Raw genomic sequence first — 12,450 nt, 5'->3', positions numbered from 1 at the left:
TAAAATTATTTATAAATATATCTTTCGTAGTCGCCGGTGCTACTGCTGCCGGTATCGCTTAGTTTATAACCGGGATAATCTTTACACGGGTTATAATCACCGTTTGATTTATACCATGTGCACGTTGTATTACCTGCTAAATGTGAAACAACCTCCGGGTTTACATAACCAAAAGAGTATAATGTTTTATTATTGTTTATACGGGAAACGCTTGTAAGAGCATATGTAAATCTTTTATTACTCGCCGGCATTTCCACATCCAAATCTTCAAGCGAAGAGGGCCAAGTGCCAGTTTGCATATGGTAAATATCATGTGCGCGCCTTAATGTTTGTATGTTTTGGAACCCTTCGGCCGCGCGGGATTTTTCCACCGCTTTTGTATACTGCGGCAAACCGATAGCGGCCAGTATGCCTATAATCAAAACAACCACCAGCAATTCTATTAATGTAAAACCTTTTTTATTTATTTTCATATATTTATATTACTTAATTATTTTGATGCTGTTAATACCTGTCTTCATAACCAGCTTGCGAAGCCACGGAGTATACATAAACGGGCATTTTAAAAGTTTTAGAAATATTTTTATACGCAGCGGCAGTACGGCCAAAGAGTACGCGCGGTTTTTATCTTTTTTACCAAAGTTAAAAACTTTAGCTAATTTTACCGCACTAAGCACCGCGCTGCTAATGCCCTCAAGAGAGCTAGGGCTGATAAACCCCGCCGCTTCGCCAGCCAAAAACACGTTCTCGCCGCCAAAGCAAAACTGCCCCCAGCCGGCGGGGCGCAGCACCTGGCAGGCCTCTGTCTTTACAACCTCGCCAAATTTAAAACCATGGGCGGCCAAACTTTCTTTTTGCGCGTCAAAACGGGCCCGGCTGTTTTCTGCGGGATACGCGCCGCCAAAAATAAAGTAGCCGTCTTTTGATATTGACCAAGAGTAACAGTCCGTATTGTGCGCGTCAAACACACAAGAATAAAACGGGGTGGAGTGCTCCTCTTTAAACCATTGCTGTATAGATGTATACTTTCTTACTTTAAAATTAGGGTAAAATGTGCGGCGCACTACAGAGTCCGCGCCGTCTGCGCCTACAATGTGCTTGGCAAAAATTTCTTTTTCTTCCACGCCGGTTTTAAATTTTATTTTAAAACCGCCGTCCGTGCACTCTATACTTTGACAAACGCTGTCCTCAAAAATATTAACTGACGTCGGCACCAAGGAGCGCAGCCACATATCAAATTTATGCCTGTCTAAATTTAAGTAAAAACGCTGGTAGTGGCGGGTAAGCCCGCTGCCCAGGTCAAGCGTGCGCACGGCAAAAATCTGCGGGTCTACAAGCACTTCTTTAGGTAAAGTAAGGCCGAAAGAGGCCAAAGCCTTTTGCGCGTCGTGCGCCAGCAGGCCGCCGCACGGTTTGCCCCAGCCGCCTGAAGCGGCTTTTTTATCTATAGCGGCAACTTTAAATTTGGTGTTTAATAATCTTGCTAAGGTTGAGCCGGCCGGGCCCAGGCCTATTATGGCTATGTCATAGGTATTCATTACATTTATTATATTAATTTTGCTATCATTGTAAGGGTTTACCAAACCTAAATAAAATAAAGGAAGTATAAGTATGAGAATTTATGACGATATACAGTTAGATTACTGTGACGTGCTGCTGCGCCCAAAACGCTCGCGCCTGGCCTCACGCTCTGAGGTGGAAATTACGCGTGACTACACCTTTAAATGGTGCCCAAGCGTAATTAAAGGCACAGGCATTATAGCGGCCAACATGTCCACAACAGGCACCTTTGAAATTGCCGCCAAAATGCAGGAACATAAACTTTTTACCGCCTTGCACAAACATTATACAGACAAAGAACTTGTAAATTTTCTTACCGCGAATAAAAAGAAATTTAAAAATAACAACTATATTTTTATAAGTTCCGGCGTGTCTGAGGCTGACTTTAAAAAACTGCAAAAAATAATGAAAACCAAGCTAATTAACAATATTTGCATAGACGTAGCCAACGGCTATTCCCCCTACTTAGTCGAGTACATTAAAAAAGTACGCAAAGCATACCCCAAGGCCCTTATTATGGCCGGCAACGTGGTAACGGGTGACATGACCGAAGACTTGCTGCTTAACGGCGCGGACATTGTAAAAGTAGGCATAGGTCCTGGTTCCGTCTGCACAACGCGCAAGCTGACGGGTGTAGGCAGACCGCAGTTTTCCACAGTAATAGAATGCGCGGACGCTGCCCACGGCGTGGGCGGCATGATATGCGCCGACGGCGGCGCCACCGTACCCGGCGACGTATGCAAAAGCTTTGCCGCGGGCGCTGACTTTATTATGCTGGGCGGCATGCTGGCCGGGCACAATGAAAGCGCAGGCGAACTTATAAAAAGGCTTTACATTACCAGCGAAGTGGAAACAGACGACAACGAACACTACGAATATGTTGTGGACGAAAAACTGTTTAAAAAGTTTTACGGCATGAGCTCCGAATACGCCCAAGACATGTTTTACGGCGGCATGAAAAAATACCGCGCCAGCGAGGGCAAACTGGTAGAAATACCTTACCGCGGCGAGATTGAAAAAACAATCTTGGCTATTTTAGGCGGCGTAAGAAGCGCTATGACTTACATCGGCGCAAAACGCATAAAAGACATGCCAAAATGCGCCACCTTCTACCGTGTTAACAGGCAGTTAAATACAGTATTTGGCAACGAATAAATAAAACAAAAACAGCCCCGCCAAAACGGCGGGGCTGTTTTTATTTCTATTTCAATTTTGTTACGTCGTATTTTCTTATAATTCCTATTTCATCTAAGAACGCGGCCTCGTGCGATACAGCTATAAGCGCGGCTGGATATTCACGTAAGACCTGCACTATATGGTCCTTGGTCTCAAGGTCCACGTTATTTGTAATTTCGTCTAAGATAAGCAGTTTTGGCGTTTTAGCCGCTACCAACGCAAGGCTTAAGCGGGCCTTTTCCCCGCCGGAAAGTACGCTGGCGGGCTTGTTGACCTCTTCCTGTTTTCTAAATAAAAAGTCATTAAGAAAATCACGCACTTCCTCATGCTTTTTGCCGGGCATAACGGCCGAAATATTTTCTAATACGGTTTTAGAATAATCCAAATTGCTGTAGTGCTGGTCAATATAGCCGATGTCATCATGCTTTGGCGTTGTCCAACTACCGCCGCGCGTAACGCCGGGTACACCGAGAAGCGCCTTGAGTATTGTTGTTTTGCCAGAAGCGTTGTCGCCAACAATAGCCATGCGGTCGGTGCCTGTGAGCGAGAAGTTAATATCACGCAGCAGCACAGTGTCATAACCTACACTTCCGTCGGTAACAATAACTATTGTACCTTGTTCCACGTCCGCCGCGCCAATAGAAAACTTAGGCACTATAACCTCTGGAATATATAATAACGACAACCTGGAAGACACGTCATCACGCCTGGCGTTTATATCCGCCGCTTTGGCGCCCGCGGTGTTTTGGGCCTGGCGTTTTTTGCCGCCCGCCACTATAGGCGCCCAACGGCCCGCTTTAGCCAAATTTGCGCCGTGCTCACTCCTTGATTTAGCGCGTTTTTGCTCCTTCATCAGGTTTTTATGAATCTCTTTTTTTTCTTTTGACAGGTTATCTAAACGCCCTTCCAGCATTTCACGCTCTAACGCCATTTGGTCAAAATAATCGTCATAATTACCCGTAAAGGTATTTATTGTGCCGTTATTTATATGCCACAGCGTATTAACGGAACTGTTTAAAAGTTCTTTATCGTGCGACACCACTATCAGCGTGCCCGGGAAGTAGCGCAGCATCTGCATGAGAGAGCGGCGGTTACGCGCGTCTAAGTGGTTGGTCGGTTCGTCGAGTAAAAGTACATCGGGGTTCTGGGCCAGCGCAGTAGTAAGCGCTTTGTTAAAACGCTCGCCGCCGCTGTACTCATTATAGTCCTGCACAACTTGCGGGACATAGGCGAATACGGTGTCTTTGTCTTTAACAACCTCGCCCTCACTTGGCGCCACAACGCCGTTTATTATTTTAAGCAAAGTTGTTTTGCCTGTACCGTTACGGCCTATAATGGCAATACGGTCGCCGGGCTGGATTTGCGCGGAAAACTCCGCGAACAAAACCTTCCCGTTAAAAGAAAGTGATAGATTTTTAAGGTTAATTGGTTTGTGCATACGTCCTCCTTGTGAGGACGGTTAAGCTATTTCCCTTTTTGGAAAAAGTAGTAGTAAGGGTACTTAACCAGGTATTTAAGAAACCGCATTGGGTGCATCTGCGGGTCTGGAGAACGGTCGAAAAAGTCAAACTTTTCAAGCTTATATTTTTTAATAAACTTAAGCCAGGCATGTTCTTTATCCGGGTGCGGCGTACCGCCCATGGCCAAATATTCTTGGTAGAAAACCTGCCAGGGTTTATTGTACGTATAAGTCCAAAAGCGCACCCCGCCGCCGGCACAGTGATATATAAGAATATCATGTCTTGTTTTGTCCAGGTATTTGGGGTTAGAGGGCAGGCAGTTACAAATATCCGGCAATACCTCTACCTTAATACCAAACTGCTGGTACATAACGTTAACTACGCCCTGGTCAGGGCAGACAAGATTTTCCAGCCACTCGGCTGTTTTTTCGTAGCACCACATACGCAGCGTTTTCAGCGTTTCCATATCTGTCATATTATCACAGAATAAAGTTACGCCCGCGTTGTAGTTGGGCACTGTCATATCATACTGCGGCAAGGGGCTCACAAAGTTTTTTGTAATAAGCGTAAGGCCTTTTTGTGTATCGGTACACATAGCCACGCCTGATTTGTCGCCATAATTATCAAAAATATAAGATAGTTCTCCGCCAATCATAACATCAACGTCAATGTAGAGCACCTTTTTGTAGGTGTCTACCAGCAGGTCAAACACGTCATAACGCGCGAATGTAAGCTGCGTAAAATGTTTGAAGTTAATGTTTTCAAAGTCCGTCTCAACGGCGAATTTATATTCTGTAAATTTACATGGCAATATCCTGTTAATAAAGTTTTTGTCTTCTTCCGTAAAACCTTGGTAATACACCAAGATGTCCGTGTTTTCCAGCACTTTAGGTGAATTCTTTTTAAGGCTCATAAGAGCTATGCATAAAGTAAAAATAAAGCGTTGGTTGCACGAAAAAAAGATTGCGTTCTTTTTATTATTCATCGGTATACTCCCCCGGCTGATATTTTGTATGATACAATTATAACATAAATACTTTATATAAATTACCGTCCGTATAGGGGAAACATGAGAAAATTAGTAACTATTATTTTAATACTCGCAGTGGGTTATTTTGTATTTAGCAAATACACGTCATACCAGGCGGAACGTAAAGCGGCGCAACAGCGTATTTTGGCTGAAGAAAAAGCTAAAAAGAAAAAAGTAAAATACAATGCGCAACAGCCTGTTTCACAAGAGGCCGAAGCGGAACCAATAGTAATAACAGACGCCACGCCTGAGCAAAAATTGGAACTATTTGAAAAAGCTTCCACCTCCCAAACTAAAGAAGTAATTGCTATTCTAGACAAACACATAAACCCGAACTTTACCATAAGCTCAGCGGAAATTGCTAACTATCCTCTGTTTATATCCACAGTTAAAGGCTCTCTGGCCAAATACATGCGGCCTAATACCGACGGCTGGACACTTATGTTTATAGCCGTTGCCTCGGGCAATGAACCGTTGGCAAAATATCTTGTAGAAAAAAACGCTGATATAAACGTAACCGGGCCCAACGGGCAGGACCTTATGGAAACAGCCTTACTGGCCGCCCGCGTTAACACAGTAAAACTACTTGCCGATAAAGGGCTTAAAATAGAAATAAACCCTGCCGATAAAAACAACCCTTTAACACGCGCCCTAACAAACAGAAATTATGAACTGGCTAAATTTTTATATAATTACGCGCAAAAAAACCAAATAGATATTAGCGCTATTTTGCCAAACTTTAAACAAGCGATAAGCAATGGCGATATGTCCACTATAAATTTTTTAACGCAAACAATAGGGTTAGATTACAATACCCCCCTTAAAGACGGCGTTATGCCTATACATCTGGCGGCAGCTACGGCAAACGACGGGCTAGTACAAGAAATGGCTATTAAAGGTGCGGACATAAACGCCAAAGATGCAAACGGCAGAACCACTATTTACTATGCCATTGGCCAGAAAAAAAACAATAAGACAATAGGCTATCTTTTACAAAGCGGCGCGCTTGTAAATATGCAGGACGCTAAAGGTGTAACCCCGCTTATGCTTGCCATAGCAAAAAAAGATATTGCGGCCGCAAATATTTTTATAAATAATTACTCGGCGGATGTTAACGCCACAGCTGATGACGGCAACACAGCGTTACAAATGGCCGTGCAAACATCAAATTATGAAATGACAAAAAAACTTATTGAGGCCGGCGCCAAGGTCAACGTACAAACTAAAGCGGGTGCAACACCGTTAATAACCGCCGCTAAACGCGGCAATTATAATATTGCCAAGCTATTAGTGCAAAACGGCGCTTCCAATAAATATAAAGATAAGCAGGGCAAAACCGCCGCCCAGCATGCGGTAGAACGCGGTTATGTAAACCTATTTGATTTACTAGAAAAAGCGAAATAAAAACTTTACGACAGAATATTTGTGTAAAGCACCCTCCCCCGTAAAAGGGGGAGGATTTTTTATTATAAGTGCCGTTATAGAAGAAAATTTTCATAAGAGTTTGAGTGGATTTTTTATTTTTTTATTTTCGGCACACTTGGTGCGGGAACACGGTGGGTGTGGTGAAAATAAAAAAATAAAAAATCCGCCAAAATCTGAAGAAAATTTAAACCGCTGATGAAACCCAAGCGAACGCAGAGAGAGATAGCCGGGACGCGAAGCGCAAAAAAAAGCCCGGCCATTTGGCCGGGCTTTTTTTATTTGATTTTGTAGAATTTTGCTATTGCTTCCCAGGCTTCTTCGGCGGTGTCTACTATTGTGTACATCTTTAAATTATCAGTGGATATCACGCCGTAATGGGCAAGGGCTTTAACGTTAACAACTTCGTTCCAGAATTTTTTGCCCACCCAAATGATAGGCGTTCTGTCTTTTTTACCTGTCTGGACAAGCGTTAAGGTTTCAAACATTTCATCAAACGTGCCAAAACCGCCGGGGAATACCACTAAGGCTTTAGAACGCATAACCAAATGCATTTTTCTTATAGCGAAATAGTGAAATAAGAAAGCTAAGTTCTTGGAAATATACGGGTTAGGTTCCTGTTCCATAGGCAAGGTGATATTAAAACCTATGCTTTTGCCGCCCGCTTCATACGCGCCTTTGTTGGACGCTTCCATCAGGCCCGGCCCGCCGCCGGTGGCAATTGCAAATCTGCCTTTGCCTTTTTTAACTACCATGCCGCCAAATTTAACGGCTTCGTCATAATAAGGGGCAAGTTCTAAAAGGCCTTTTTGTTCTGTAAGTTTTTCAAGTAAAACTTTATTTTTTGGGTTAGATTTAAGCTTTTTTTCCGTCGCGGCAATTTCTTTTTTCATTTGCGCGGCGGGCTGCACTCTGGCGCTGCCAAAGCAGACTATAGTTTCGTTAATTTTATTTTCTTGTAAAATTATTTCCGGCTTTTGAAGTTCCAGCTGCAGTCTTATGGGCCTCATGGCGCCGCGTTTTAAAAACGGTATGTCCTCATAAGCTTTTGTGTAAGAATTTACTGTAAGTTTCTTTTTCTTCATAATGTCCTCAGTTGTTTATTTGATAAACTTCTTTACTTTGTCACAAATTTGTTCGGGCGTTATGCCAAGCATTTCATATAGCTGGGCGGGTTTGGCGTGTTCCACAAACTCGTCGCCAATGCCAAGACGCAGCAACGTAAACTTTTCCTGCTTGTCCGCCAGATATTCAGCCACGGCCGAACCAAAGCCGCAGGCCAGCATATTATCTTCCACCGTAACAATATTTTTAGATTTTTTAAGCGCCTTGTCCACCATCGCGCCGTCTAAAGGTTTGACATAGCGCATATTAACAACGCCGCAGTCTATACCTTGCTCTTTTAACATTTCCGCCGCTTTAAGCGCGGGGTGGTAGCGGTTGCCTATGGCTAAAATGTTAAAGTCTTTACCAAAATGGTCCGCTTTAGCCTTGCCTATTTCAAGTGTGGTAAGCTTTTTGTCCATTTCCACGCCAAAGCCCGTGCCTCTTGGGTAGCGCACAACAAAAGGTTTGCCCGATTCAAAAGCCGTATGCAAAGCATGCTGAAGTTCGTTTTCATCAGCCGGGGCGCAAATGGTAAGGTTTGGAATATTGCGCAAAAAGCTCATGTCAAAAACACCATGGTGCGTGGGACCGTCTTCACCTACAACACCCGCTCTGTCTAAAGCGAAAACGACGGGCAGGTTTTGCAAGCAGACGTCATGCAAAATTTGGTCATAGCACCTTTGCGCGAAAGAAGAATATAATACAAAAACAGGCTTCATGCCCTCAGCCGCTAAACCTGCGGCAAAGGTAGCGCCGTGCTCTTCGGCTATGCCTACGTCAAAATATCTGTGCGGGTATTTATCCCTAAAAACGTCCAGCCCCGTACCCTCGGGCATAGCGGCGGTAATGGCGACAATCTTTTCATCTTCTTCCGCCAGCTTAACAATGGTATTAGAAAATACTTTTGTAAACGTAGGCACCGCGACTTTACCGCCTGAAGATTTGCCTGTTTCTAAATCAAAAATACCAAGGCCGTGAAAGTCTGTGGGCTTTTCTTCGGCGGGGGTATAGCCCTTGCCCTTTTTGGTAACTACGTGTAAAATTACGGGGCCTTTGGTGTCTTTAATATCTGTAAGTACAGTAATAAGCTCATTAATATCATTGCCGTTGATAGGGCCAAAATATCTAAACCCCATTTCCTCAAATATCGTACCCGGAAACAAAATTGCCCTGGCGCGTTTGGCCAGTTTTGCGGCGTCGTTACCTAAGGAACTCATGCTTTTAAGAAATTTTGTGGCCTTTTCTTCAGCCATTTGTACATATTTTTTGGTTACAAGTTTTGTTAAAAATTTACCTAAAGAACCTACGCGCTGTGAGATAAACATTTGGTTATCGTTAAGTATCACAAGCATGTCGGTATTTAACTGGCCGGCGTTTTGCAGCGCCTCATACGCCATACCGCCCGTTAAAGAGCCGTCGGACGCTACGCATACAACTTTACTGTTTTCTTTTTTTAAATCTCTGGCTATGGCCATACCCAGCGCCGCTGAAAGCGAGGTGGAAGCGTGGCCCACGCCAAAGGTGTCGTACTCAGATTCACTGCGTTTGGGGAACCCGCTTATACCGCCTTTTGTTCTGATATTTTGAAAATCTTTAAAGCGGCCTGTTAAGATTTTGTGCGCGTAAGCCTGGTGGCCTGTGTCAAAAACCAGTTTATCTTGGGGGGTGTTATACATGTAGTGCAACGCGGTAATAAGCTCCACCGCGCCCAAGCTGGAACCTAGGTGCCCGCCATTTTTGCTGACGGTGCTTAAAATAGTTTTTCTTATTTCTTCGCAAAGTTCGGGCAGCAGCTTTGGGTTGATATTTCTTAAATCCTGCGGGCTGCGTATGCCGGGTAAAATCTTCATTACATGCTCCTCTTTAAAAAGAACTCGGCCATATCGTAAAGCGGTTTAGCCTGCGCTTTTTTAAGGCCTTTTACTTTATTTAAAGCGCCTACGGCCTCTTCTATAACCGCCTGCGCGTATTTGCGGCTGGTTTCTAAACCGTATAATGAAACAAAGGTAAGCTTGCCGTTTACAGCGTCGCTGTTAGACTTGCCAAGTTTTTTGGCGCTTACGGTAACGTCTAAAATATCGTCCACTATCTGGAAAGCAAGGCCCATGGCCGCGCCGTATTTACGCATGTTTTCAATGTCTTTGTCAGACGCTCCCGCCAAGGTCGCGCCGCACTCTACGCTAAGCCTGATAAGCGCGCCGGTTTTGTTGGCGTGTATATAGGAGAGCACGGTTTCTGTGCTGATCTCTTTAATTTTAGCGGGAAGAAGAAAATAGTTAAGGCCCTTCTTGGCAAGCGTTTTACTTTCTTTTTTAACACGGTCAATACGTTTAAGTTTGTTTATTACCAGGCCTTCGGCAAAAACGTCCGTCACCTGGCCGCCTACCATGCCTTGTGCCCCGGCGCCGTTGGCAAAAACTTTAAGCGCTTTAAGCGTATTTGCCGCGCCTATAGACTTAACCTCACCGTTTTGGGCAAAAACTTCAAAGGCGTATGTAAGCATAGCGTCGCCAGCTAAAAGCGCCGTATCTTCGCCAAATACTTTATGGTTGGTGGGTTTGCCGCGCCTTAAACTGTCATTGTCCATGCTGGGCAGGTCGTCGTGTATAAGAGAGTAGGTGTGCACCATTTCAACGCCGCAGGCAGCCGCCAATACGTCGGCGCCTTTTTTGCCAAAGGCTTCCGCCGCCGCCATAACAAGCACGGGGCGCACACGTTTGCCGCCGGCCTGTAAAGAATAGTCCATAGCGTCTACTAAAACTTGTGGGGAGTTGGTTACTTTAGATATATATTTAGATAAGCCTTTTTCTACAACCGCGGCTTTTTGTTTAAGATACTTTTCAAAATGGCTCATATTATCTCCTTGGCATGGACTAAGAGTTCCAATAAATGTATTATATCATTATGGCGATAAACAAACCACATATTGGTATATTCGGCCGTATGAATGTGGGCAAAAGTTCTATCTTTAACGCTCTTGCGGGGCAAGAGACTGTTATAGTAGACGATACCCCCGGCACCACCACAGACCCAATTAAAAAAGTAATGGAAATTGAGGGCCTGGGCCCCATTGTACTTATAGATACCGGCGGGCTGGATGATAACGCCAGTAAATTGGGGGAAAGAAGGGTAAAGCAGTCCAAAAATATGCTGGACCATGTGGATTTAGCCATTTTAGTTTTTGCGGGCAATGTTTTTACGGATTATGAACAAAGCTTAATGGCAAGCTTTGTATCTAAAAAAATACCTTTCTTTTTAATACATAACAAAAGCGACCAAAACCCCCTTAAAATAGAAGTAACCGGGGCTGATATACTTGATTTTTCCGCCAAAAAGCCCGAAACCGGGCCGCTTTTCGCCATGATAAAAAAACATTTGGAAAAGGCTTCATCGGTACCCAAAGGCCTTTTGGACGGAATGGTAAAAAAGGGCGATACTGTGCTTTTAATAACACCTATAGACGCGTCTGCGCCCGCAGGGCGCATGATACTGCCGCAGATGCAAACCTTAAGGGCGGCGCTTGACCTTAATGCCGTATCAATATGCGTACAGCCCGCGGAAGTTGAAGAGGTGCTGGCAAAAAAACCAAATATAGCTTTGGCGGTGACGGACTCGCAGGTGTTTGCATATGTTTCACAAAAAATACCGCCCTCTATACCGCTGACAAGTTTTAGCATACTTTTGGCCCGCACCAAAGGCAATTTTAAAGCCATGGTAAAAGGCACCAAAACTATACCCAACCTTAAAGACGGCAATAAAGTTTTAATACTGGAGTCCTGCACCCACACGGTAAACCACTGTGTGGATATAGGCCGCACAAAACTGCCCAACCTGCTGCAAAAATTTACAGGCAAAAAGCTGGAGTTTACGGTTGTGGCCGGGCTGGAAGCGCTGCCGGAGGACTTATCTTCCTACGCTCTCGCCATACAATGTGGCGGATGTATGATAACGGACAAACAATTACAAAACCGCATTAATAACGCCATGGACGCCGGTGTAGCAATATCAAACTACGGCATGGCTATAGCGTTTTGCAACGGCATATTCGAGCGCGTCCTGCGCCCGCTGCTATAAAATTTACATAAAAAAGCCCCGCTTGTTTAAGCGGGGCTTTTTATTTAACCAAAGTTTAGTCCGGCAAATTATACATAATAGCCGTACCTTCAGTACCGCTGACCTCACCGCCCATAGTCAGGCAAACCTGTTCACCCTTGTCACTATATCCTATGCAAACTCTGCTGCCTTTTCTGGCGTTTTCACCATTTATAAGGTAGTACCTTAAGGCATAGTTAGTTTCACCCGGCAAGCGCTGGGCTGTAACGCAGTCCGCCTTCATATGAAAAGCGAAGTTTTTGGTTTTTATAGGGTTAGTAACATCGTTTTCGTCTTTAATAGACGCGTCTTCCTCAAAAGGAAACGTAAGGTCCAGCACGTCAAAGTCAGAGGGGTAATAACCGTCATTTAAGCGGGTGCGCTCCATAGAGTCCGTCATAGATTTGAGGTTAAGGAACGCCTCGGCAGAGCGGGACTTTTCCACAGCTTTTGTGTACTGCGGCAGCGCCATGGCTGATAATATACCTATAATAAGCACAACCACCAACAATTCTATTAATGTAAAACCTTTGTTCATAAAACCTACTTTAAAGCTTGGATTTGATGTAATGTAATAAATATCATTATAATAAAATCATTGTA

The 12,450-nt window shown here is 44.2% G+C and carries 11 protein-coding genes; 3 read left to right on the top strand and 8 right to left on the bottom strand.

The features are described from left to right. Positions 1-5 precede the first annotated feature (5 nt). Positions 6-473: a type IV pilin protein gene (locus AAIR98_RS02915; RefSeq protein WP_423970752.1), complete on the bottom strand. Its 468-nt coding sequence runs from the start codon at positions 471-473 to the stop codon at positions 6-8. A 9-nt stretch (positions 474-482) separates the two neighbouring features. Then, positions 483-1,538 (bottom strand): FAD-binding protein, encoded by a 1,056-nt coding sequence (locus AAIR98_RS02910; RefSeq protein WP_423970751.1) that lies wholly within the window; start codon positions 1,536-1,538, stop codon positions 483-485. Positions 1,539-1,611: 73 nt separating this feature from the next. Here AAIR98_RS02910 and AAIR98_RS02905 point away from each other — a divergent pair, with 73 nt between their 5' ends. Further along, positions 1,612-2,715 (top strand): GMP reductase, encoded by a 1,104-nt coding sequence (locus tag AAIR98_RS02905; protein WP_423970750.1) that lies wholly within the window; start codon positions 1,612-1,614, stop codon positions 2,713-2,715. 46 nt (positions 2,716-2,761) lie between these two features. Here AAIR98_RS02905 and AAIR98_RS02900 read toward each other — a convergent pair whose 3' ends face one another. After that, entirely contained in the window at positions 2,762-4,174 is a 1,413-nt protein-coding gene (locus AAIR98_RS02900) for an ABC-F family ATP-binding cassette domain-containing protein (RefSeq protein ID WP_423970749.1), read from the bottom strand. A 26-nt stretch (positions 4,175-4,200) separates the two neighbouring features. After that, positions 4,201-5,181, bottom strand: a complete 981-nt coding sequence (locus AAIR98_RS02895; protein WP_423970748.1) for a glycosyltransferase family 8 protein — start codon at positions 5,179-5,181, stop codon at positions 4,201-4,203. Positions 5,182-5,265: 84 nt separating this feature from the next. Here AAIR98_RS02895 and AAIR98_RS02890 point away from each other — a divergent pair, with 84 nt between their 5' ends. Continuing rightward, on the top strand, positions 5,266-6,630 hold the full coding sequence (locus AAIR98_RS02890) for an ankyrin repeat domain-containing protein (RefSeq protein ID WP_423970747.1): 1,365 nt from the start codon (positions 5,266-5,268) through the stop codon (positions 6,628-6,630). A gap of 296 nt (positions 6,631-6,926) precedes the next feature. Here AAIR98_RS02890 and AAIR98_RS02885 read toward each other — a convergent pair whose 3' ends face one another. From AAIR98_RS02885 to AAIR98_RS02875, 3 genes are read right to left on the bottom strand one after another with little or no spacing between them, the layout of a single operon-like run. Next, positions 6,927-7,733, bottom strand: coding sequence for an LOG family protein (locus tag AAIR98_RS02885; RefSeq protein WP_423970746.1), 807 nt, complete (start codon positions 7,731-7,733; stop codon positions 6,927-6,929). Positions 7,734-7,748: 15 nt separating this feature from the next. Further along, entirely contained in the window at positions 7,749-9,605 is a 1,857-nt protein-coding gene (gene dxs, locus AAIR98_RS02880; protein WP_423970745.1) for a 1-deoxy-D-xylulose-5-phosphate synthase, read from the bottom strand. After that, positions 9,605-10,609: a polyprenyl synthetase family protein gene (locus AAIR98_RS02875; RefSeq protein ID WP_423970744.1), complete on the bottom strand. Its 1,005-nt coding sequence runs from the start codon at positions 10,607-10,609 to the stop codon at positions 9,605-9,607. The genes dxs and AAIR98_RS02875 overlap by 1 nt, the downstream gene beginning before the upstream one ends. 50 nt (positions 10,610-10,659) lie before the next feature. On the opposite strand from AAIR98_RS02875, the gene hydF reads away from it, so the two are divergent. Further along, positions 10,660-11,829 carry a [FeFe] hydrogenase H-cluster maturation GTPase HydF gene (gene hydF / locus AAIR98_RS02870; RefSeq protein WP_423970743.1) on the top strand — a complete coding sequence of 390 codons (1,170 nt, stop codon included), beginning with the start codon at positions 10,660-10,662 and terminating at the stop codon, positions 11,827-11,829. Positions 11,830-11,884: 55 nt separating this feature from the next. Here the strand turns inward: hydF and AAIR98_RS02865 are convergent, their stop codons facing one another. Further along, a complete protein-coding gene (locus AAIR98_RS02865; protein WP_423970742.1) occupies positions 11,885-12,385 on the bottom strand; it encodes a type IV pilin protein in 501 nt (166 codons plus the stop codon). Positions 12,386-12,450: the final 65 nt, after the last annotated feature.

Source organism: Elusimicrobium simillimum (assembly GCF_049639735.1).
GTDB lineage: Bacteria > Elusimicrobiota > Elusimicrobia > Elusimicrobiales > Elusimicrobiaceae > Elusimicrobium > Elusimicrobium simillimum.
The sequence above is the reverse complement of the archived record's forward strand: the minus strand, read 5'-3'. Positions and strand labels throughout refer to the sequence as shown.